The sequence below is a fragment of the Marmoricola sp. URHB0036 genome, from assembly GCF_000426045.1.
In the GTDB taxonomy this organism is placed as follows: domain Bacteria; phylum Actinomycetota; class Actinomycetes; order Propionibacteriales; family Nocardioidaceae; genus Marmoricola.
The window spans coordinates 314,450-337,379 of record NZ_AUEP01000004.1 but is presented as its reverse complement, the minus strand read 5'-3'; the positions used below and the strand labels follow the sequence as shown (position 1 = coordinate 337,379).

Genomic DNA, 22,930 nt, shown 5'->3' with positions numbered 1-22,930 from the left:
ATGGTCGACCTGAAGCAGGCCTACACCAAGCCGCTCTCCTCCCTCGACAAGATGGGCGAGGAGCTCGGCTTCTACATCCGCGCGCTCCGGGCCACGCCGCGGTCCATCACCCGCTACCCCAAGGAGATCCTGCGGCTGCTCGCCGAGGTGACCCTGGGCTCAGGTGCGCTCGCAGTCATCGGCGGAACGGTCGGCGTCATCACGGCGATGACCTTCTTCACCGGCGCCCAGGTCGGCCTGTCCGGCTACGCCGCGCTCGACCAGATCGGCACGGCGGCGTTCTCCGGGTTCGTCTCGGCGTACTTCAACACCCGCGAGATCGCGCCGCTCGTCGCCGGCATCGCGTTGGCGGCCACGGTGGGCTGCGGGTTCACCGCCCAGCTGGGTGCCATGCGGATCTCCGAGGAGGTCGACGCCCTCGAGGTGATGGCGATCCCCTCGATGCCGTTCCTGGTCACCACCCGCATCGTCGCGGGCCTGGTCGCGATCATCCCGCTCTACGTCGTCGGCCTGCTGTCGTCGTACTTCGCCACCCGACTGACCGTGACCCTGTTCTACGGGCAGAGTCCGGGGACCTACGACCACTACTTCAACCAGTTCCTGCCACCGGGTGACGTCTTGTGGTCCTTCGGCAAGGTGGTCGTCTTCGCCGTGTCGGTCATCCTCATCCACTGCTACCACGGCTACACCGCCGGCGGCGGACCCGCGGGCGTGGGCGTCGCCGTGGGCCGGGCAGTGCGTACGTCGATCGTCGTCATCAACGTGATCGACCTGTTCCTGTCCATGGCCATCTGGGGCTCGTCGACCACGGTCAGGTTGGCGGGATAGGCATGTCCAAGTACTTCATGGCCCCACGCTTCCTGGGTGTGGTGTTCGTAGCCCTGCTCGTCCTCGGCGTGTGGGCGGTCAATGGCGTCTTCAACCAGAAGTTCACCAGCTTCGACCACGTCACGCTCAAGTCCGACACCATCGGCCTGCAGCTCCCCAGCCGGGCCGACGTCAAGGTGCGCGGCGTGATCGTCGGCGAGGTCCTCAAGGTCGAGAGCGAGGGCGACGGAGCCACGCTCGACCTGGGCATCAAGCCCGACGCGATCAGCTCGATCCCCGGCAACGTGACCGCCTCGATCCTGCCCAAGACCCTGTTCGGCGAGAAGTACGTCGAGCTCAACGTCCCGAAGGACGCCGCCTCGACCTCCCTGAAGCCGGGCGCCGAGATCGACCAGACCAAGCTCCCGATCGAGGTCGAGAAGGTCCTCAACGACCTCTACCCCTTGCTGCGCACCGTGCAGCCGGCCGAGCTCAACTACACGCTGAACGCGCTGGCTGATGCTCTTGAAGGTCGCGGCACCAAGCTCGGCGAGAGCTTCTCCACGCTCGATGGCTACCTCAAGCAGCTCAACCCGCAGCTGCCGGCCCTGATCGACGACTTCAAGCTGCTGGCCAAGGTGACCGACACCTACGCCGACGTCACCCCGGAGCTGGCAGCCACGCTGCGCAACACCGTCAAGACCGGCAACACCCTGGTCAGCAAGCAGGCGAAGCTGAACGCGTTCCTCAAGGACACCACGGCGTTCTCCGACACCGCGACGCAGTTCCTGGACACCAACGGCGACAACATCGTCCGCCTGGGCCAGCTCAGCGAGCCGATCCTGGCCCTGCTCGCGCGCTACTCCAGCACCTTCCCCTGCATGCTCGAGGGCATCGTCAAGCAGGCACCCATGCTGGCCAACACCTTCCGCGGGTTCCGCTTCCACATCACCTTGAAGACGATCCCCTACCAGCCGCGCGGCTACACGGCGGCCGACAAGCCCGTCTACGGCGCCGACAACGCCCCCAACTGCGCCGGCCTGCCCAACCCGCCGATTCCCTACTACCCGAGGGGCGGGGAGTTCCCGAACATCAACGACGGCGTCAACAACATCGGGAAGGGTGACAACCAGCGCACCGCGACCGGCTTCGGCCAGCGCACGGCCACCCCCGGGTTCACGACCGGTACGTCGGGCACCGCCTCGCAGAAGGCGCTGATCAACTCGCTGTTCGCGCCCTCCCTCGGCGTCCCCGCCGACCAGATGTCCGACCTCACCGCGTTGCTGTTCGCGCCGACCCTCGCCGGTTCGGAGGTGAGCGTGAAGTGAGCGTTCTCGACAAGGACACCAGGGGACCCCTGGTCAAGCTGATCATCTTCATCGTCGCCACCACGATGGCCACGGGTGTGCTGGTCGTGCTGATCGGCAACATCACCTTCCAGACCTCGCGCGACTACAAGGCGATCTTCACCGACGCCACCGGCGTGACCAAGGGCGACGACATCCGTATCGCGGGCGTGAAGGTCGGCAGCGTGAAGAAGGTCGAGGTGGTCGACCGCACGCACGCCCGGGTCTCGTTCACGGTGGCGAAGAGCTCCATCGTCACCAAGAGCTCCACCGCGACGATCCGCTACCGCAACCTGGTCGGCCAGCGCTACATCTCGCTGACCCAGGGGGTCGGTGACCTCGACCGGATGGCGTCGGGCACCACCATCCCGGTCTCCCGGACCCAGCCGGCCCTCGACCTCACCGTGCTGTTCAACGGCTTCAAGCCGCTGTTCGCCGCGCTGTCCCCGGCCGACATCAACAAGCTGTCGGCCGAGGTGATCCAGGTCTTCCAGGGCGAGGGCGGCAACTTCAACGCCCTGCTCCAGAACACCGCGTCGCTGACCAACACCCTGGCCGACCGCGACAAGGTCATCGGCGAGACCATCGACAACCTCAACGTGGTGCTGAAGACCCTCTCGGGCCGCGACAAGCAGCTGAACAGCCTGATCACCCAGTTCCAGCGGTTCATGGCCGGCCTGGTGCAGGACAAGGACGCCATTCTGGGTTCGCTCGACTCGGTGTCCAACCTGGCCGAGCAGACCTCCGACCTCGTCACCGGCATCCGCCCCTCCCTCGTCAAGGACGTCAAGGGCCTGCGCCAGGTGGCCGGCAACCTCAACGCCGGTCGCGCCGAGCTGGACCGGGCGCTGCAGATCCTGCCCATCAAGCTCACCAAGATCGGACGTACGGCGATCTACGGCTCCTTCTTCAACTTCTACCTCTGCGACTTCCAGGGCAAGGTCGACCTGCCCACTGGCGGCAGCCGGACGATCACCTACGACATCGGCAAGCCCGGGACGAGGTGCAACCTCGGATGAGTACGCCATTTCGTGAGCGCAACCCGGTCAAGATCGGGGCGATCAGCATCGCCGTGATGCTCGCCCTGCTGGTCGCCGCGTTCAAGGCCGGTGACCTGCCCCTGATCGGCGGCGGCGACACCTACCACGCCGACTTCGCCGAGGCCGGTGGCCTGCAGGCCAACGACGAGGTCCGCATCGCCGGCGTGCGCGTGGGCAAGGTGACCGGTATCGACCTCGACGGCGACAAGGTCAAGGTCACCTTCAAGGTCGACACTCCGTCCCACTTCGGCAGCGAGTCGGGCGCCCAGATCAAGGTCAAGACCCTGCTCGGTTCGATGTACCTCGCACTCCTGCCCAAGGGGTCCGGCCAGCTCGAGAAGGACGCCACCATCCCGGTCTCGCGCACCCAGTCGCCGTACGACATCGTGCAGGCCTTCTCCGGGCTCGCCAACCGTGCCGAGCGCATCGACACCGACCGGCTGGCGAAGTCGATCGACACCGTCGCCGACCTGACCAAGGACACGCCGGCGGCCTTCCAGGGCACCTTGCGCGGGCTGTCGCGTCTCTCGCAGACGGTGGCCAGCCGCAACGAGCAGATCAACGACCTGCTCAAGAACCTCGACACGGTGTCGGGCACCCTGGCCGACCGTGACCAGGACATCGTCAGCCTGATGCACGACAGCGACACCCTGCTGCGGGCACTTGTCTCGCGCCGTGCCGCCGTGCACCGGCTGCTCGTGTCCACCAGCAAGTTCTCGACCGAGCTGACGCTGCTCGTCCAGCAGTCGCGGGCCGACCTCAAGCCCGCCCTGAACAACCTCCAGGGCGTGGTGAACCTGCTGCTGAAGAACCAGAACAACCTCGACGAGAGCCTGCGGCTGATGGCGCCGTTCTACCGGGTCTTCGCCAACACCCTGGGTGACGGTCCGTGGTTCGACACCTGGATCTCCAACCTGCCCCCTATCCCGCCGGTGGGTGGTTGAGATGAAGATCTTCAATAGGGTCAACCCGCTGATCGCGGCACTGGTGGTCGCGGCGCTGATCGCTGGGCTGCTCTTCGTGTTCTGGCCGAGCAGCGACAAGAAGTACATCGTCGCGGACTTCCCGCGCACGGTGTCCCTCTACGAGGGCTCCGACGTCAAGATCCTCGGCGTGGCCGTCGGCAAGGTCGACAGCGTGGTCCCCGAGGGCACCAAGGTGCGGGTCAAGCTCTCCTACGACGCGAAGTACAAGGTGCCGGCCAACGCCAAGGCAGCGGTCATCTCGCCGTCGGTCGTGGGCGACCGGTTCGTCCAGCTGACGCCGGCGTACCGCGGTGGCGAGGTGATGGCGGACAACACGCACCTCGGCGTCGACCGTACGGCGACCCCGCTCGAGCTCGACGAGATCTTCCGCAGCCTCAACGACCTCAACATCTCGCTGGGGCCCAACGGTGCCAACAAGTCCGACGCCAGCGGCACCGGACCGCTGACCCGGCTGCTCGACTCCACGGCACGCAACCTCGGTGGCCAGGGCGTGCAGTTCAACCAGACGCTGAAGAACTTCGGAGCGTTCTCCAAGACCCTGGCCGACAACAAGGACGAGCTGTTCGGCACGCTCTCGCAGGTCGAGCAGTTCACCAAGACGCTGTCCAAGAACGACCAGACCGTGCGCAGCTTCAACGACTCGCTCGCCAGCGGTGCCGACCTCCTGGCCGGCGAGCGCCAGGACCTCGCCGCGGTGCTGCGCAACCTGAGCACCGCGATGACCCAGGTGAGGTCCTTCGTCAAGGAGAACAAGGCGTCGCTGACGCGCAACATCTCCGGCCTGAACCGCATCTCCAAGACGCTGGTGAAGCAGCGCGACGCGCTGGACAAGACGCTGCAGTACGCCCCCACGGCCCTGAACAACCTCTACCTGGCGGGCAACGTCAAGCAGGGCACCCTGGACACGCGTGACAACGCCGGTCAGCTCTTCAGCCAGCTGCAGGACGACCCGGCAGCGACCCTGTGCACGCTCATCGGCCAGGCCAACCCGCCGGGGGGTGTCTGCAGCACCATCTCGGGTGCCATGAAGAGCAAGGCGCCCGGGCGTGCCGCGGCGCTGAGCGGCACCTCGACGCAGCCGGCCCGGGTGGTCGAGCCGATCGATCCCACCATGGGCGGACTCCTGGAGCCGACGCGATGAGGACCGTGATGACGACCGCCCGCCGGCGTACCGCCGCGCTCCTTGCAGCGATGCTCTCCGGGGCGCTGCTGCTGTCGGGCTGCTCGATCTACGACTTCCCGCTGCCGGGTGGTGCCAAGACCGGCGACAACCCGCAGCACCTGACCCTGATGTTCCGCGACGTGCTCGACCTGGTGCCCCAGTCCACGGTGAAGGTCGACGACGTGACCGTCGGCAAGGTGAAGGCGATCAAGCTCAAGGGGTACGTCGCCGAGGTCTCCGTCGAGATCCCCCGCGACCTGAAGCTGCCGGCCAACACCACGGCCCAGATCCGCCAGACCAGCCTCCTGGGCGAGAAGTTCATCGCCCTCGACCGGCCGCAGAACGCCAGCAGCGCGATGCTGTCGGACCACGCCGTCATCGGCCTCGACCGCACCGGGCGCAACCCGGAGGTTGAGGAGGTGTTCAGCGCGCTCGCCCTGCTGCTCAACGGCGGTGGCGTCGGCCAGCTCAAGACGATCGTCTCCGAGCTCAACAACGCGATGTCCGGCCGTGAGGACGACGTCCGGTCGGTGCTCACCCAGATCCGCACGTTCATGGGCCAGCTCGACCAGAACAAGGCCGCCGTGGTGGCCGCGATCGAGAACACCAACCGGCTCGCGGCCGGGCTGCGCAAGCAGGACAGCACGATCAAGAGCACGCTGGACGACCTGCCGCGCGCGCTGCAGTCCGTGAACAGCCAGCGGGCCGACCTGGTCAAGCTGCTCAAGGCGCTCACCCGGCTCTCCGGCGTCGGCGTCGACGTCATCAAGGCGTCCAAGGTCTCGACGATCAACAGCCTCCGCGAGCTCGCGCCTGTCCTCGACGGCTTCGCCAAGGCGGGCAAGAACTTCCCCGAGTCCTTCCAGGTCTTCCTCACCTACCCGTTCGTGGACGCAGCCGTGGGTCGTGACCCGCAGGTGGCCCGCAACCTGCACATGGGTGACTTCACCAACCTGTCGATCAAGCTCGACCTGAACATCGCCGACCTCAACCTGCCGGACATCCCGCCGATCACGATCCCGCCGCAGCTGTGCGACGCGGTGAAGACGGCCCGACGGTTCGCTCACCAGCGCATCTACAACCTCCCCGGTCTCACCGACGCGCAGAAGAAGGCCATCGACCAGGTCGTGCAGGCCAAGATCGAGGACGACGACTGCACCATCACCCTCAACACGGTGCGCAAGTACATCGCCGCGGCGCTGCTGTCGCTCGGCACGGCCGTGACCCAGGCCGTCTGTCCCCAGGCGGGTCCGCTGCTGTGCGGCCTGCTCGCCAGCCCCGGCGCCCTGCCGACCCTCGGGCCGATCCCGCTCGGGAACAACGCCGGTGGTGGCCTCGGCGGACTGCTCCCACGGGCGCAGCTGAACAGCGGCTACCAGCAGCCGCGCAGCATCGACCCGTTCCATCTCGCCCAGCTGGGGCTCGACCCCGGCATCGGGACCATGCTCTTCCAGGGGGTGGCTGAAGTCCGATGATCACCTCACGTACCAAGAAGCAGCTGATCGTGTTCGCGATCATCACCCTGCTCGGGGTGACCTTCGTCGGCGCACGCTACGCCCGCCTCGACCGGCTGTTCTACGACTCGGCGTACGCCGTGGACGCCCACTTCGCCCAGTCGGGCGGCATCTTCACCGGCGCCGAGGTCACCTACCGCGGTGTGACCATCGGCAAGGTGTCGAAGATGAAGCTCACCGACAAGGGCGTCGATGTGATCTTGTCCATCAACAAGAGCGAGGACAAGATCCCCGAGAAGAGCGTCGCCCTGGTCGGCAACAAGTCGGCGGTCGGTGAGCAGTACGTCGAGCTGCAGCCCCAGACCGACAACGGGCCCTACCTCAAGGACGGCTCCGCGATCGAGACGCCGGACACCGAGACGCCGGTGTCGACGACGGAGATCCTCACCAACCTCGACAACCTCGTCGAGTCGGTCCCGCAGGCCGACCTGCGCACGGTGGTGGCCGAGTCCGGTGCCGCCTTCCACGACGCCGGTCCGAGCCTGGGCCAGATCATCGACACCTCGAGCTCGTTCATCAAGACCGCCGAGGCCAACTTCGAGACCACCACGGCGCTGATCAGGGACTCGCGCGTGGTGCTGCAGACCCAGGTCGACAAGGGCTCGGCGATCCGCAGCTTCTCCAAGAACCTCGCCTTGTTCTCCGGCACGGTCGCCGCCAACGACAAGTACCTCCGCGCGCTGATCGACAACGGCTCGGCGACCGCCAACGAGCTGCGCTCGTTCCTGGAGCAGAACAAGGTCAACCTGGGCCAGCTGCTGAACAACCTGGTCACGACCAACGAGATCGTGGTCAAGCACCTCAAGGGGATCCGCCAGATTCTGGTCATCTACCCCTACGTCGTCGCCGGCGGCTTCACGGTGGCCGAGAAGTCCGGGAGCAACTACAACGCCCGGTTCGGCCTGATCCTGACCCAGGGCGCGGACGCCTGCGAGAAGGGCTACGAAGGCACCGACCGCCGCTCGGCCCAGAACACTGCGGATCGGCCGATGAAGACCAACGTCGGATGCGCGGACCCGAGCAGGAACTTCCGCGGTGCCGAGAAGTCCCCGCGGGGCCGCACCGGCGCGGCGTACCGCTCACCGGTGGCCACGTACGATGCGAGCACTGGCAAGGTCGTCTGGACCGACCAGGACACTCGCCCGCAGATCGCCTACGACGGTGGCGCCGCCGATGTGTTCGGCGAGGACTCCTGGAAGTGGATGCTCCTGCAGCCGTCGCTTGCCCGCAATCAGGAGTAGTAACCCTTGAGCAACGAAACCCACGCCGGGATCGAAGATCCCGGGGAGCACGGCCGTCCTGCCCGCCGTCTGTCCGAGCGCCTGCTGCGCATCGCGGCGGCGGTGCTGGCGCTGGTCCTGGTCGTCGCCGTGGCCTTCGCCCTCTACTTCGCGGCCAAGGTTCGCCACTCCGACGACGAGCAGCAACAGCGGGCCGAGGCCGTCAACGCTGCCTCCCAGTTCGCGCTGCGGATGGACACCTTCGACGGCAAGGACATGGACAGCTACTCCAAGAAGGTCCAGCAGCTGCTCACCACGAAGTACAAGAGTGAGTTCGACAAGCAGTTCCAGCCGTTCAAGCAGGTCTACACCCAGGCCCAGGCCGTGGGCACCGGCAAGGTCGTGATGAGCGGGGTCGCCTCCTACGACGACGACTCCGCGACCGTCCTGGTCGTGCACGACGGCTCGGTCAAGTCCAAGCTCGGCCAGTCCCAGGTGCGGCACCAGCGCTGGACCGTCGACCTGGTCAAGGTCGACGGACGCTGGCTGGTCGACGACTTCAGCCCGGTCAACTAGAAGGAGGCTCCGACATGACCAGCAGCACCAACCCCACCTGGTACGACGTGCTCGGCGTCTCCCGCGACGCCAGCCCGGCGGAGATCAAGGCCGCCTGGCGCGACGCCACCGACAAGTTCGAGCCCGGCAGCGGGGCCGGACAGTTCCGGATGTTCAACGAGGCAGCCGACGTGCTGCTCGACCCCGCCCGCCGGGCCGAGTACGACGCCTCCCTCGCCGCCCCCGGAGGCACGAGCGAGGCGGCCCCTCCGCCCCCCGCGCCGGTCGCGGCGGAGCCGACGCCCCTGGTCGACCCCGAGACGGACGCGAAGGCACAGCGCCGCGAGGAGCGGGCGCGCCGTCGTGAGCAGAAGCGCGAGGCCAAGGCCTCGCAGGCACCGGCCGCCGAGCCGGCCTCGCGCTGGACCATGGTGGTCGCCGGCCTCGTCGCCCTGCTGGCCGTCGCCGCCGTCGTGGTGGCGGTGGTCCTGGGACTCCAGGTGCGGACCGAGGCGCGCGTCGCCGACGCCCGGGAGCAGGCTCCCGCGGCCGCCGAGCGGGCCGCCAAGGCGATCTTCGCCTACAACTACCAGGACATGCCGGCCGACCTGGCCCGCGCGAAGCCGTACCTCACCGACGACTTCGCGAAGGAGTTCACCAAGAACTTCCACCTGCTCGAGAAGCAGCAGGACGGCACGCCCGGACCGGCGATCCAGACGAAGACCGTGGTGAAGTCGGACGTCCCGGCCACCAGCGTCGTCGACGCCGAGGACGGCGTGGTCCGGGTGCTGGCCTACGTCAACCTCACCTCGACCCGGCCCGGTCGGGATCCCCAGATCTTCCAGAACCGGGTGACCATGAAGATGGTCAAGGACGGCGACCGCTGGCTCGTCGACAAGGTCGACACCTACTGATCTGCCGGAAACACGGGTCCGGAGGATGTGCTACTCCTACGGCCCGGTACGGGGTAGCGTGTCCGGCCAGAGGAGCCCTGTACGACCCGGGATCGACCGGAGTTGTCCAGGGCTTGGGCAGTGTTGTAGTCTGACTCTTTGCGCCCTCCCTCAAATGCTTCCTGCCTGCCCGGTGGCTGGTTTGTGGTGGGACTGGGCGCCGCCACACATGTGAGCCTCGGAAGGACCACTCTTGGCCGCCTCGCGCAGCAAGAACAGCACCAACAACAGTCCCCGCCGCATCTCCTTCGCCAAGATCTCCGAGCCCCTCGAGGTTCCGCAGCTTCTTGCCCTCCAGACCGACAGCTTCGACTGGCTGATCGGCAACGAGAAGTGGGAGAACAAGGTTGCGGAGCGCCGGAAGGCCGGCGAGGAGCTCTCGCAGAAGTCGGGACTGCACGAGATCTTCGAAGAGATCTCCCCGATCGAGGACTTCTCCGAGACGATGTCGCTCTCGTTCGAGAACCCCGTCTTCCTCGACCCGAAGTACACCGAGGAGGAGTGCAAGGAGAAGGACTTCACCTACTCCCGTCCCCTCTACGTCTCCGCTGAGTTCACCAACGGCGAGACCGGCGAGATCAAGGGCCAGACCGTCTTCATGGGCGACTTCCCGATGATGACCCGCAAGGGCACCTTCATCATCAACGGCACCGAGCGTGTCGTGGTCTCCCAGCTCGTGCGTTCGCCCGGCGTCTACTTCGAGCGTTCGGCCGACAAGACCTCCGACAAGGACATCTTCACCGCGAAGGTGATCCCGTCGCGTGGTGCCTGGCTGGAGTTCGAGATCGACAAGCGCGACATGGTCGGCGTACGCCTCGACCGCAAGCGCAAGCAGAACGTCACCGTGCTGCTCAAGGCCCTCGGCTGGACCAACGAGCAGATCCGCGAGGAGTTCGGCGAGTACGAGTCGATGATGCTGACCCTCGAGAAGGACCACACCGAGGCTCAGGACGACGCGCTGCTGGACATCTACCGCAAGCTGCGCCCGGGTGAGCCCCCGACGCGTGAGGCTGCGCAGACGCTGCTGCAGAACTACTACTTCAACCCCAAGCGCTACGACCTGGCCAAGGTCGGCCGCTACAAGATCAACAAGAAGCTCGGCACCCACGAGGCCTTCGACCAGTCGACGCTGACCATCGACGACATCGTGGCCACGATCCGCTACATCGTGCAGCTGCACGCGGAGAAGCCGAACCTGGTCGATGCCAAGGGCAAGGACATCAAGAACGCCCACAACGAGGCGATCGAGGTCCGGGCCGACGACATCGACCACTTCGGCAACCGGCGCATGCGCACGGTGGGCGAGCTGATCCAGAACCAGCTCCGCACCGGCCTGGCCCGGATGGAGCGCGTGGTCCGCGAGCGGATGACGACCCAGGACGTCGAGGCCATCACCCCGCAGTCCCTGATCAACATCCGTCCCGTGGTGGCGGCGCTGAAGGAGTTCTTCGGAACCTCGCAGCTCTCGCAGTTCATGGACCAGACCAACCCGATCGCCGGTCTGACCCACAAGCGCCGGCTCTCCGCGCTCGGCCCGGGCGGTATCTCCCGTGACCGCGCGCAGATGGACGTCCGCGACGTCCACCCGTCGCACTACGGCCGCATGTGCCCGATCGAGACTCCTGAAGGCCCGAACATCGGCCTGATCGGGTCGCTGGCCTCCTACGGCCGGATCAACCCGTTCGGTTTCGTGGAGACCCCCTACCGGGTCGTGAAGAAGGGTCGCGTCACCAACGAGATCCACCACCTGACCGCCGACGAGGAGGACTCGAAGGTCATCGCGCAGGCCAACGCGCGTCTCGACGACCAGGACAACCTGATCGACGAGCGGGTGCTGGTCCGCACGCGTGGCGGAGAGGCCGTCGACATCCCGCGCGACGAGGTCGAGTACATGGACGTCTCGCCGCGCCAGATGGTGTCGGTCGCGACCGCGCTGATCCCGTTCCTCGAGCACGACGACGCCAACCGCGCGCTCATGGGCGCCAACATGCAGCGCCAGGCCGTGCCGCTCATCAAGAGCGACGCGCCCCTGGTCGGCACCGGCATGGAGTACCGCGCTGCGGTCGACGCCGGCGACGTGGTCACCACGGACGTGGCCGGTGTGGTCAAGTCGGTCTCGGCCGACGAGGTCGTGATCATGACCGACGAGGGCGGCGACAAGTCCTACCGCCTGCTGAAGTTCACGCGCTCCAACCAGGGCACCTGCATCAACCAGCGTCCGCTGGTCAGCGAGGGTGACCGGGTCGAGGTCGGTTCGCCGATCGCCGACGGGCCGTGCACCGACGAGGGCGAGATGGCGCTGGGCACCAACCTGCTCGTCGCCTTCATGCCCTGGCAGGGTCACAACTACGAGGACGCGATCATCCTGAGCCAGCGACTGGTGCAGGAGGACGTGCTCACCTCGATCCACATCGAGGAGCACGAGGTCGACGCCCGCGACACCAAGCTGGGTCCCGAGGAGATCACCCGCGACATCCCCAACGTCAGCGACGACCTGCTCGCCGACCTCGACGAGCGGGGCATCATCCGCGTCGGCGCGGAGGTCACCACCGGTGACATCCTCGTCGGCAAGGTGACCCCCAAGGGTGAGACCGAGCTGACCCCGGAGGAGCGGCTGCTCCGCGCGATCTTCGGTGAGAAGGCGCGCGAGGTCCGCGACACCTCGATGAAGGTGCCCCACGGTGAGTCGGGCACGGTCATCGGCGTACGCGAGTTCAACCGCGAGGACGGCGACGAGCTGCCCCCGGGTGTGAACCAGCTGGTCCGCGTCTACGTCGCCCAGAAGCGCAAGATCTCGGTGGGCGACAAGCTCGCCGGGCGTCACGGCAACAAGGGCGTCATCGCGAAGATCCTGCCGATCGAGGACATGCCGTTCACCGAGGACGGCACCCCGGTCGACGTGATCCTGAACCCGCTCGGTGTCCCGCGACGGATGAACATCGGCCAGATCCTCGAGCTCCACCTGGGCTGGCTGGCCAAGCAGGGCTGGGACCTGAACCTCCACGAGGACAAGTCCGACACGGAGTGGAAGCAGCGCCTGATCAAGATCCACGCCGACAAGGCCGACCCGGACACCAACGTCGCCACTCCGGTGTTCGACGGTGCTCGTGAGGACGAGATCGTGGGTCTGCTCGGGTCCAGCAACCTGAACCGTGACGGTGTCCGCATCGTCGGGGACAACGGCAAGGCCAACCTGTTCGACGGTCGCTCGGGCGAGCCGTTCCCGGAGCCGGTCGCGATGGGCTACATGTACATCCTCAAGCTCCACCACCTCGTCGACGACAAGATCCACGCTCGCTCGACGGGTCCGTACTCCATGATCACCCAGCAGCCGCTCGGCGGTAAGGCCCAGTTCGGTGGCCAGCGCTTCGGTGAGATGGAGGTCTGGGCCATGGAGGCGTACGGCGCCGCCTACGCCCTGCAGGAGCTGCTCACCATCAAGTCCGACGACGTGCCTGGTCGCGTCAAGGTCTACGAGGCCATCGTGAAGGGCGAGAACATCCCCGACTCCGGCATCCCCGAGTCGTTCAAGGTTCTCGTCAAGGAGATGCAGTCGCTCTGCCTCAACGTCGAGGTGCTGTCGCAGGACGGCACCGCGATCGAGATGCGCGACGCGGAGGAAGACGTCTTCCGTGCCGCCGAGGAGCTCGGCATCGACTTGTCCCGCCGCGAGCCCAGCTCGGTTGAAGAGGTCTGAGGAAGGCGGCGGTACGCCGGACCCGGCGTACCGCCCCACCTCAGCCCCCACCACGATCCAAACCCAAATTTGAACGAGGGAAAGCAGCCACCGTGCTCGATGTGAATTTCTTCGACCAGCTGAAGATCGGCCTGGCCACCGCGGACGAGATCCGCGCCTGGAGCCACGGCGAGGTCAAGAAGCCGGAAACCATCAACTACCGCACGCTCAAGCCCGAGCGTGACGGACTCTTCTGCGAGAAGATCTTCGGTCCCACCCGGGACTGGGAGTGCTACTGCGGCAAGTACAAGCGCGTGCGCTTCAAGGGCATCATCTGCGAGCGCTGCGGCGTCGAGGTGACCCGTTCCAAGGTTCGTCGTGAGCGCATGGGCCACATCGAGCTCGCCGCGCCCGTGACGCACATCTGGTACTTCAAGGGTGTGCCGAGCCGGCTGGGCTACCTGCTCGACCTGGCTCCGAAGGACCTCGAGAAGGTCATCTACTTCGCGGCGTACATGATCACCAGCGTCGACGAGGACGCCCGCCACAAGGACCTCTCGGACCTCGAGGGCAAGATCGGCCTGCAGCGCAAGAGCCTGGAGAACCGTCGCGACGTCCAGATCGAGGAGCGGGCCCAGAAGCTCGAGGCCGACCTGGCCGCCCTCGAGGAGGAGGGCGCGAAGGCCGACGCCAAGCGCAAGGTCAAGGACGGCGCCGAGCGCGAGATGGCCGCTGTCCGCAAGCGCTCGGACGCCGAGCTGGCCCGTCTCGAGGAGGTGTGGAACACCTTCAAGAACCTCAAGGTCCAGGACCTCATGGGTGACGAGCTGCTCTACCGCGAGATGAAGAACTGGTTCGGCAAGTACTTCGAGGGCCACATGGGCGCCACGGCGATCCAGAAGCGCCTCGAGACCTTCGACATCGCCGACGAGGTCGCGTCCCTGCGCGAGACCATCGCCACCGGCAAGGGCCAGAAGAAGGTCCGCGCCCTCAAGCGACTCAAGGTCGTCGACGCGTTCCGCAAGACCGGCAACAGCCCCATGGGCATGGTGCTCGACGCCGTCCCGGTCATCCCGCCGGACCTGCGTCCGATGGTGCAGCTCGACGGTGGCCGCTTCGCGACCTCCGACCTCAACGACCTGTACCGCCGCGTGATCAACCGGAACAACCGGCTCAAGCGGCTGCTCGACCTCGGTGCGCCCGAGATCATCGTCAACAACGAGAAGCGGATGCTCCAGGAGGCCGTCGACTCGCTGTTCGACAACGGCCGTCGTGGTCGTCCCGTCACCGGCCCGGGCAACCGGCCGCTGAAGTCGCTGTCCGACATGCTCAAGGGCAAGCAGGGTCGTTTCCGTCAGAACCTGCTCGGCAAGCGCGTGGACTACTCGGGCCGTTCGGTCATCGTGTCCGGTCCGCAGCTGAAGCTGCACCAGTGCGGTCTGCCGAAGTACATGGCGATCGAGCTGTTCAAGCCGTTCGTGATGAAGCGTCTGGTCGACCTGTCGCACGCGCAGAACATCAAGTCCGCCAAGCGGATGGTCGAGCGCGCCGTACGCCCCGAGGTCTGGGACGTGCTGGAAGAGGTCATCGCCGAGCACCCGGTGCTGCTGAACCGCGCACCGACGCTGCACCGCCTCGGCATCCAGGCCTTCGAGCCGCAGCTGATCGAGGGCAAGGCCATCCAGATCCACCCGCTCGTCTGCTCGGCCTTCAACGCCGACTTCGACGGTGACCAGATGGCCGTGCACCTGCCGCTCTCCGCGGAGGCGCAGGCCGAGGCCCGCATCCTGATGCTGTCGACGAACAACATCCTGAAGCCGTCGGACGGTCGCCCCGTGACCATGCCGACTCAGGACATGATCATCGGCATCTTCTTCCTGACCCGCGCCGACGAGGGTGCGATCGGCGAGGGCCGGGCGTTCTCCTCCATCGGCGAGGCGATCATGGCCCTCGACAAGAAGGAGATCACTCTCCAGTCGAAGGTCCGGATCCGTCTCGAGGGCGTCGTGCCGCCTGCCGGCACCGAGCTGCCCGAGGGCTGGGAGCAGGGTGACCCGGTCACGCTCGACACCACGCTGGGTCGCGCGCTGTTCAACGAGACGCTGCCGTCGAACTACGAGTACGCCGAGTTCGGTGTCGGCAAGCGTGAGCTCGGCCGGATCGTCAACAACCTCGCGGAGCGCTACTCCAAGGTCGAGGTGGCACACAGCCTCGACTCCCTCAAGGACGCCGGCTTCGCCTGGGCCACGCGCTCGGGTGTGACCGTGTCCATCGAGGACGTGGTGACCCCGGCCAACAAGCCGGAGATCCTCGCGAAGTACGACGAGAAGGCCGCCAAGGTCCAGTCGCAGGCCGAGCTGGGTCTGATCACCGACGACGAGCGCCGTCAGGAGCTCATCGAGATCTGGACCCAGGCGTCCAACGAGGTCGCCAAGGCCATGGAGGCCAACTTCGACAAGAACAACCCGATCTACATGATGGTGGACTCGGGTGCCTCCGGAAACATGATGCAGATGCGTCAGGTGGCGGCCATGCGTGGTCTGGTGGCCAACCCGAAGGGCGACATCATCCCGCGTCCGATCAAGGCGAACTTCCGTGAGGGCCTCTCGGTCCTGGAGTACTTCATCTCCACCCACGGTGCCCGCAAGGGTCTCGCCGACACCGCGCTGCGTACCGCCGACTCGGGTTACCTGACCCGCCGTCTGGTGGACGTGTCGCAGGACGTGATCATCCGCGAGGACGACTGCGGGACCGAGCGGGGCATGCCCAAGGTCATCGGTGTGCGTGGCGAGGACGGCGTGGTCCGCAAGGACGAGAACGCCGAGACCTCGGCGTACGCCCGCACGGCGGCTGTCGACATCACGCACCCGGACACCAACGAGGTGCTCGCGGTGGCCGGTGCCGACCTGGGTGACGTGCAGATCGAGGAGCTCGTCGCGGCCGGTATCGAGGAGGTCAAGGTCCGCTCCGTGCTGACCTGTGACGCCAAGACCGGCACCTGCGCGAAGTGCTACGGCCGTTCGCTGGCCACCGGCAAGCTGGTCGACATCGGTGAGGCGGTCGGCATCATCGCCGCGCAGTCCATCGGTGAGCCCGGCACGCAGCTGACGATGCGTACCTTCCACACCGGTGGTGTGGCCTCGGCCGACGACATCACGCAGGGTCTGCCCCGCGTGGTCGAGCTGTTCGAGGCGCGCCAGCCCAAGGGTCGTGCTCCGATCTCGGAGTCGGCCGGTCGGATCGAGATCGAGGACACCGACAAGGCCCGCAAGGTCCTGGTCACCCCCGACGACGGTTCGGACGTCCAGGAGTACCCCGTCAGCAAGCGCTCGCGCCTGCTGGTGGCTGACGGCGACCACATCGAGGTCGGCCAGCAGCTCACCCAGGGAACTCCCGACCCGCAGGAGGTGCTGCGCATCCTCGGTGTCCGCAAGGCCCAGGAGCACCTGGTGGCCGAGGTCCAGCAGGTCTACCGCAGCCAGGGTGTGTCGATCCACGACAAGCACATCGAGATCATCGTGCGGCAGATGCTGCGCCGCGTCACGGTGATCGAGTCCGGCGACACCAAGCTGCTCCCGTCCGACCTCGTCGACCGGGTGCGCTACGAGGAGGAGAACCGCCGCGCGGTCTCCGAGGGCTCCAAGCCCGCCTCGGGTCGTCCGGTGCTGATGGGCATCACCAAGGCCTCGCTCGCGACCGAGTCGTGGCTCTCGGCGGCCTCCTTCCAGGAGACCACCCGGGTGCTCACCGACGCTGCCATCAACGGCAAGTCGGACTCGCTGCTGGGTCTGAAGGAGAACGTGATCATCGGCAAGCTGATCCCGGCTGGTACCGGCCTCGAGCGGTACCGCAACATCCGGGTGGAGCCCACCGAGGAGGCCCGCGCTGCGGCGTACGCCGTGACTGGCTACGACAGCTACGGAGACGACTACTTCGGCTCCGGCAACCAGACCGTGGCGCTGGACGACTTCGACTTCGGGTCCTACCAGCAGCACTGATCGGTTGATCTGACTCGACGGCCCCCGGCACTGCGCCGGGGGCCGTCGTGCGTCCCGGGCGGTTTCTCAGGCAATCCTTCGCCACGTGAGGTATCTGGCAGGCGCTGTCGGGCGTCTCATGGATGAGGCTGCACTCGCGGCCACCGAGGAGGTCCCATCGTGTCCGGTTCCCGCAAGCTCGTCTCCGGTTTCGCCGCAGTCTCCGTCGCCGCGCTCGCTCTGGTGGCTGTACCGCTCGCGCCCGCGCAGGCGGCGACTCCGCAGTGCACCAACGCGAACCTCCACGCGACCTTCCACCACACCGACTCCGGGGCCGGCCACCGCTTCGGACGACTGGTGCTCACCAACGTCTCGAACCACGCCTGCCACACGGGTGGGTACGGCGGGCTGTCGTACGTCGGTCACGGCAACGGCACCCAGATCGGTGCCGCTGCGACCCGCGACGCGGGCACGGTGCGCACCCTCGTGCTCTCACCGGGCCAGCGGGTCGTCAGTGAGGTGTCCGAGACGGTCGCGAGCAACTTCTCGGCCTCGACCTGCCACCCCACCGCTGTCGACGGCTTCCGTGTCTATGTGCCGAACGCGACCAGGTCGCAGTTCATCGCGCACCGCACGACCGGTTGTGCCAATGCATCGGTGCACCTGATCGCGCACAAGCCCTTCCGTCGGCCCTGACCCGTCGGGCTACCCTCACCGGATGCCGACGCCAGAGGAGATCACCCGTCACCACGGCGTCGACCCTCCCGCGGGGGAGTCGGCCTGGGTGCCGGGGAAGTCGCCTCGAGCCGGGGTCGAGGTGGTGGATCCGGACCCCTCCTGGCCCGACCTCTTCTCGTCGTTGGCCGAGCGGATTCGCGGGGCGCTCGGCGCGAGGGCATTGTCTGTCGAGCACGTCGGCTCGACCGCCGTACCCGGGCTGCCGGCGAAGCCGGTGATCGACATCGACCTCACGGTGGCCGACTCCGCCGACGAGGCAGCCTGGCTGCCCGCACTCGAGGAGGCGGGCTTCGAGCTGGTCATCCGCGAGCCGTGGTGGCACGAGCACCGCTGCCTGACCTTCGAGGACCCGCGGTGCAACCTGCACGTGTTCTCACCCGACTGCCCGGAGACGATCCGGCACGTCCTCTTCCGTGACTGGCTGCGGGCTCACCCCGACGACCTCGAGGCCTACCGCAACGCCAAGCTCGGCGCCGCCAGGGCCGCCAACGCCGCCGGTGAGCACGTGATGGACTACAACGCCCGCAAGCAGCCGGTGATCCGGGCGATCTACGACCGCGCGTTCAGGGATGCGGGGTTGTTGTAGGTGCAGGAATCCCCGGTCAGCCGGGTATCCATGGACTCTTCGGGCGTGGCAACACCCCAATGGACCATGAGTACCCGGCTAGCCGGGTGTCCCGGCACCGCTGCGAGAATGTCCGGGTGAGCAGCACCGACACCCCGAGCGCGCCGTTGCGCACCGACGTGCTCGTTGTCGGGGCGGGGCCGGCGGGCTCGGCCACCGCGGCGTGGGCGGCCCGGGCGGGGCTGGACACGGTGCTCGCGGACGCAGCGGTGTTCCCCCGCGACAAGACCTGCGGCGACGGGTTGACGCCTCGCGCGATCGGTGAGCTCGAGCGGCTGGGCCTGGGCGACTGGGTGCGCGCGCACACGGTCAACCACGGCCTGCGGGCGCACGGCTTCGGTCAGACCTTGCTGCTGCCCTGGCCGGGCGGCTCGCTGCCGGCGTACGGGTCGGCCGTGGCGCGCACCGAGCTCGACGACCACCTCCGCACCACCGCGATCAAGGCGGGCGCGCAGGGCATGGACGGTGCCCGGGCGGTCGACGTACGCATGGACGGCGGTCGCGTCGCCGGGGTCCTCTTCGACCGCGACGGTGACCGCGTGGAGGTGGCCTGCGAGCGGCTGGTGGTGGCGGACGGCGTCCGGTCGCCGCTGGGCAAGAAGCTCGGACGGGAGTGGCACCGCGACACGGCGTACGGCGTCGCGGCGAGGTCGTACGTCGACTCCGGCAAGCACGATGATCCCTGGATCAGCAGCCACCTCGAGCTGCGTGGTCAGGAGGGAGAGATCCTCTCCGGCTACGGCTGGATCTTCCCGCTGGGCGACGGCCAGGTGAACATCGGCGTCGGCACCCTCGCCACCGAGAAGCGTCCCGCCGACGTCGCCCTGCGCCCGCTGATGCAGTTCTACGCCGACGAGCGGCGGGAGGAGTTCCAGCTCTCCGGCGAGCTGCGGATGCCCACCTCCGCGCTGCTACCCATGGGCGGCGCGGTCTCCCATGTCGCCGGACCCAACTGGGCGTTGGTGGGTGACGCCGCAGCGTGTGTGAACCCGCTCAACGGCGAGGGCATCGACTACGGGCTCGAGGGCGGCAGGCTCGTCGTCGACCTGATGCTGGAGGGCGCCGACCTGGCCGAGGCGTGGCCACGACTGCTGCGCGAGCACTACGGCGAGGCATTCTCGATCGCCCGGCGGCTGGCCGGGCTGGTGACGGTGCCCCGGCTGCTCCCGGCCCTCGGCCCGGCCGGGATGCGCAGCGACTGGCTGATGACGCTCGCCCTGCGGTGGATGGGCAACCTGGTCACCGACGAGGACCGCGACCGGGCGGCTCGCGTGTGGCGGTGGGCCGGTCGTCGTTCGGTGCGGTTCGACGACCGCCCGCCGTTCAGCTGAGCGGCGGTGGTTTGGGAGGTGGCGGCTCGGGTCACGAGTTTCCCCGGGCGCCCGGGGAACCGCCCTCGTGCCACACCAGGGTCGTCGTACGCCGCCCGGGGGAGCTTTCCTGTGACACGAGCACGCGGGTGCGGTCGACGCGGCTCGTCCAGCTGTCCAATCCCGCCGCCCGACTGCGCCGAAGCCCTACGGTGGCGCGACAGGCAGGAGGGGTGATGGGTGACGCGGTCTACCGGTGCGTGAACGGGCTCGGCCGGCTCGCGCTGCTCGGCCTCGGGCTCGACGTCCGCTGGACCGGCGAGGAGCACCTGCCGCGCACCGGACCCGTCGTGCTCGCCGCCACGCACGTGTCCTACCCCGACTTCGTGCTCGTCGAGAAGGCTGCCGTGACCCGCGGTCGCCACGTGCGGTTCATGACCCGCCACGACGTCTGGGAGGTGCCGGTCGTGCCGTGGTTCATGGACCGGATGCGGCACATCCCGGTGAACCGGCAGGCGCCGGCGTACACCTATCTCCGCGCCCGCCACGAGCTCGAGGCAGGGGAGGCCGTCTGCGGGTTCCCCGAGGCCGGGATCAGCCACTCCTACACCGTGCGGCCGCTGATGCGGGGAGTGGCGTCGCTGGCAAGGGACACCGGAGCTCCACTGGTGCCGGTCGCGATCTGGGGCTCCCAGCGGGTCGCCTCGGTGGGCGACCCCACGTCCACGGTCGAGTGGACCCGCCGGCGCCGCGTGGACCTCGCCTTCGGCCCCCCGTTGTACGTCGGCCCGGGGGACGACGTGACCGCACGGACCCACGAGCTCGGGCACCATCTCACCGACCTGCTCGAGGGCCTCCAGCGGTTGCCCCACCACGTGCCGCGACCCGGCGAGGTGGCCACCTGGTACCCCGCCCACCTCGGCGGCCACGCACCCACTCGTCAGCGAGCCCGTGAGCTCGACGCGGTGCCGTTCAACGCGGTCACCCCGAGCTGGGGTCCGGACCTGGCGGCGTTCGGGAAGCCAGCCGTTTCCGACGACGGGTGAACGTGCCGATCGGGTCGACGAACATGGTCAGCCGGCTCGAGACCGGTTTCCAGGCCAGGAAGAGGGCCAGCGCCGGGGCCAGGATCGACACCAGGATCATGGAGAGCGGCCAGTGGTCCGCGGCCCAACCCTTGAAGCCGGCGAACTCGGCGCCGAGCACGAAGAACCCGTGGAACAGGTACACCACGAGGGTGGCCCCGCCGAGGGTGGAGAACCACGTCTTGCTGCGCGGCACGACGGCGAAGAAGGCGAAGGAACCCACCAGGCCCGCGATCAGCAGCGACATCCGGATCACCATGGCGCGCAGGTTGTCCGGGTCGAGCGCGTCGTAGCGCGAGCGGTAGTAGAGCCACTCGGTCTCGAACCAGTTGCCGGAGAAGCGGGCGACCACGAACAGGATGACGAGAGCGCCGATGCCGTACCAGCGTGCCCGCCTGGTGCGCAGCAGACTCCAGTGGCCCTCGTGCATCTTCAGCCCCAGCACGAAGAACGGCAGCAGCCCGAAGATGCGGGCATTGTCGAAGATGTCGTTGGCGTAGAGGCCCGCCACCAGACTGATCACGACCGCGACCACCACCTTGCCCGGCATCCGCTTGAAGATCGGCGTCATCAGGCGCCAGAAGAACATCGCGGAGAGGTACCACATCGGCCAGTGGGGGTTGGCCCACAGCCGCTCGAAGTCGACACCGCCGACGACGTGCCGGTAGAGCGCGTAGACGCCCTCGAAGATCACGTACGGCACGGCCACCGTGGTGACCAGGTTCCACAACCGGATGCGGGTGTACTCGAAGGACCGCGAGAGGTAGCCGGTGACGATGACGAAGGCCGGGATGTGCCAGGCGTAGAGGAAGTTGTAGAACCAGGTGTCGACCTGGGTCGCGGTCGAGCTGCCGCCGTCGGTGAGGTTGAGCGGCAACAGGGTCCAGGAGTGCCCCAGGACCACCAGCGTGACCAGCGCCATCTTGGCGTTGTCGAACCACGGGTCGCGTTGCTTGGCCGGCGCCGGGCTGGGCGCGAGTGGAGCATCGACGTCGGGCACGGGCACAAAATACCGGCCACCTGCGAGGTCCCTAGACTCCCCTCCATGGTCGAGGATCCGGGTGGCCTTCCACGCAGGCAGCGGGTCGCGGCGTACGCCGTGATCGTGCGAGCCGGCGAGGTCCTGCTGTCCCGTCTCGCGCCCTCGATCTCCGAGGCCGAGCTCTGGACGTTGCCCGGCGGTGGCATCGAGTTCGGCGAGCACCCCGACGACGCCGTGGTGCGCGAGGTCCACGAGGAGACCGGGCTCGAGTGCCACCTCGGCCGACCGCTGTGGATCGGGTCGGCGCACCGGGTCGTCGACCGCACGAGCGCGCCGACCGAGATGCACTCCGTGCGGATCGTGTACGACGCCTGGGTGGCCGCAGAGGCGCCCGAGCCCCGGGTCGTCGAGATCGACGGGTCCACCGTCGACGCCCGCTGGCTACCCGTCGCGGACGTCGAGTCCGGCCTCGTCCCGACCGTCCCGATGGTGCGCGAGGCGCTGGCCCACCACTGGCCCGCCGAGCGGCAGCGGCTCGCGGCGTACGCCCTCGTCCGGCGAGACGACGCCCTCCTGCTGACCCGCCACTCGGCTCGCGGTCCGCGCCCGGGCACCTGGACGCTGCCGGGAGGTGGCCTCGACCACGGCGAGCCGCCGGCCGTGGCGGTGGCCCGCGAGGTGCTCGAGGAGACCGGGCTGGTCGCCACGGTCGGGAACCTGCTCGGCGTGCACGACGAGCACTTCACCGGAACCGCGCCACACGGTCGCGAGGAGGACTTCCACGGCGTCCACCTCGTCTTCGCGGTCGACGTGAGCGACGAGGAGCCGAACGTCGAGGACCTCGACGGGACCACCGACGCCGTCGCGTGGGTCCCGCTGGCCGAGGTGACCTCCGGCGCGGTCCTGGTGTCCACGCTGGTCACCGCCGCGCTGGGCATGGGCGCGGCTCGTTAG

The 22,930-nt window shown here is 67.8% G+C and carries 17 protein-coding genes; 16 read left to right on the top strand and 1 reads right to left on the bottom strand.

Going from position 1 to position 22,930, the window contains the following annotated elements; genetic code table 11:
- From H976_RS0104285 to H976_RS28485, 15 genes are all read left to right on the top strand, one after another.
- On the top strand, positions 1–828 hold the full coding sequence (locus H976_RS0104285; protein ID WP_027860542.1) for an ABC transporter permease: 828 nt from the start codon (positions 1–3) through the stop codon (positions 826–828).
- A 2-nt stretch (positions 829–830) separates the two neighbouring features.
- Positions 831–2,135 carry an MCE family protein gene (locus H976_RS0104280; protein ID WP_027860541.1) on the top strand — a complete coding sequence of 435 codons (1,305 nt, stop codon included), beginning with the start codon at positions 831–833 and terminating at the stop codon, positions 2,133–2,135.
- Positions 2,132–3,172 (top strand): MCE family protein, encoded by a 1,041-nt coding sequence (locus H976_RS0104275; RefSeq protein WP_027860540.1) that lies wholly within the window; start codon positions 2,132–2,134, stop codon positions 3,170–3,172. Before H976_RS0104280 ends, H976_RS0104275 begins: the two co-directional genes overlap by 4 nt.
- Positions 3,169–4,137 (top strand): MCE family protein, encoded by a 969-nt coding sequence (locus H976_RS0104270; protein WP_036224510.1) that lies wholly within the window; start codon positions 3,169–3,171, stop codon positions 4,135–4,137. Before H976_RS0104275 ends, H976_RS0104270 begins: the two co-directional genes overlap by 4 nt.
- A 1-nt stretch (position 4,138) precedes the next feature.
- Entirely contained in the window at positions 4,139–5,320 is a 1,182-nt protein-coding gene (locus H976_RS0104265; protein ID WP_027860538.1) for an MCE family protein, read from the top strand.
- Between the two features lie 8 nt (positions 5,321–5,328).
- Positions 5,329–6,816 carry an MCE family protein gene (locus H976_RS24445; RefSeq protein WP_196803948.1) on the top strand — a complete coding sequence of 496 codons (1,488 nt, stop codon included), beginning with the start codon at positions 5,329–5,331 and terminating at the stop codon, positions 6,814–6,816.
- The gene (locus tag H976_RS0104255; protein WP_027860537.1) at positions 6,813–8,096 is read left to right on the top strand and encodes an MCE family protein; all 1,284 of its coding nucleotides are present in this window, start codon (positions 6,813–6,815) and stop codon (positions 8,094–8,096) included. Before H976_RS24445 ends, H976_RS0104255 begins: the two co-directional genes overlap by 4 nt.
- Before the next feature lie 6 nt (positions 8,097–8,102).
- Positions 8,103–8,651 (top strand): hypothetical protein, encoded by a 549-nt coding sequence (locus H976_RS0104250; protein ID WP_027860536.1) that lies wholly within the window; start codon positions 8,103–8,105, stop codon positions 8,649–8,651.
- Between the two features lie 14 nt (positions 8,652–8,665).
- Positions 8,666–9,544, top strand: a complete 879-nt coding sequence (locus H976_RS0104245; RefSeq protein WP_027860535.1) for a DnaJ domain-containing protein — start codon at positions 8,666–8,668, stop codon at positions 9,542–9,544.
- 232 nt (positions 9,545–9,776) lie between these two features.
- Entirely contained in the window at positions 9,777–13,280 is a 3,504-nt protein-coding gene (gene rpoB / locus H976_RS0104240) for a DNA-directed RNA polymerase subunit beta (protein WP_027860534.1), read from the top strand.
- A 92-nt stretch (positions 13,281–13,372) separates the two neighbouring features.
- Positions 13,373–17,257 carry a DNA-directed RNA polymerase subunit beta' gene (locus H976_RS0104235; RefSeq protein WP_027860533.1) on the top strand — a complete coding sequence of 1,295 codons (3,885 nt, stop codon included), beginning with the start codon at positions 13,373–13,375 and terminating at the stop codon, positions 17,255–17,257.
- A gap of 159 nt (positions 17,258–17,416) precedes the next feature.
- A complete protein-coding gene (locus H976_RS24440) occupies positions 17,417–17,932 on the top strand; it encodes a DUF4232 domain-containing protein (protein WP_051276162.1) in 516 nt (171 codons plus the stop codon).
- Positions 17,933–17,954: 22 nt separating this feature from the next.
- Positions 17,955–18,560: a GrpB family protein gene (locus H976_RS0104225; RefSeq protein ID WP_027860532.1), complete on the top strand. Its 606-nt coding sequence runs from the start codon at positions 17,955–17,957 to the stop codon at positions 18,558–18,560.
- A gap of 116 nt (positions 18,561–18,676) precedes the next feature.
- A complete protein-coding gene (locus H976_RS0104220) occupies positions 18,677–19,930 on the top strand; it encodes a geranylgeranyl reductase family protein (protein ID WP_231388785.1) in 1,254 nt (417 codons plus the stop codon).
- A 215-nt stretch (positions 19,931–20,145) separates the two neighbouring features.
- Complete coding sequence (locus tag H976_RS28485; protein WP_051276161.1) at positions 20,146–20,955, top strand: 1-acyl-sn-glycerol-3-phosphate acyltransferase; 810 nt, start codon at positions 20,146–20,148, stop codon at positions 20,953–20,955.
- Here H976_RS28485 and H976_RS0104210 read toward each other — a convergent pair.
- Entirely contained in the window at positions 20,891–21,994 is a 1,104-nt protein-coding gene (locus H976_RS0104210) for an acyltransferase family protein (RefSeq protein WP_027860530.1), read from the bottom strand. The two genes, H976_RS28485 and H976_RS0104210, sit on opposite strands and share 65 nt — an antisense overlap.
- A gap of 45 nt (positions 21,995–22,039) precedes the next feature.
- On the opposite strand from H976_RS0104210, the gene H976_RS0104205 reads away from it, so the two are divergent.
- The gene (locus H976_RS0104205; protein WP_027860529.1) at positions 22,040–22,930 is read left to right on the top strand and encodes an NUDIX domain-containing protein; all 891 of its coding nucleotides are present in this window, start codon (positions 22,040–22,042) and stop codon (positions 22,928–22,930) included.

Bases quoted from the DNA above. Each gene is read 5' to 3' on its own strand.
- H976_RS0104285 (WP_027860542.1), top strand. From the start codon at position 1: ATGGTCGACCTGAAGCAGGCCTACACCAAGCCGCTCTCCTCCCTCGAC.
- H976_RS0104280 (WP_027860541.1), top strand. From the start codon at position 831: ATGTCCAAGTACTTCATGGCCCCACGCTTCCTGGGTGTGGTGTTCGTA.
- H976_RS0104270 (WP_036224510.1), top strand. From the start codon at position 3,169: ATGAGTACGCCATTTCGTGAGCGCAACCCGGTCAAGATCGGGGCGATC.
- H976_RS0104265 (WP_027860538.1), top strand. From the start codon at position 4,139: ATGAAGATCTTCAATAGGGTCAACCCGCTGATCGCGGCACTGGTGGTC.
- H976_RS24445 (WP_196803948.1), top strand. From the start codon at position 5,329: ATGACGACCGCCCGCCGGCGTACCGCCGCGCTCCTTGCAGCGATGCTC.
- H976_RS0104255 (WP_027860537.1), top strand. From the start codon at position 6,813: ATGATCACCTCACGTACCAAGAAGCAGCTGATCGTGTTCGCGATCATC.
- H976_RS0104245 (WP_027860535.1), top strand. From the start codon at position 8,666: ATGACCAGCAGCACCAACCCCACCTGGTACGACGTGCTCGGCGTCTCC.
- H976_RS0104225 (WP_027860532.1), top strand. From the start codon at position 17,955: ATGCCGACGCCAGAGGAGATCACCCGTCACCACGGCGTCGACCCTCCC.
- H976_RS28485 (WP_051276161.1), top strand. From the start codon at position 20,146: ATGGGTGACGCGGTCTACCGGTGCGTGAACGGGCTCGGCCGGCTCGCG.
- H976_RS0104205 (WP_027860529.1), top strand. From the start codon at position 22,040: ATGGTCGAGGATCCGGGTGGCCTTCCACGCAGGCAGCGGGTCGCGGCG.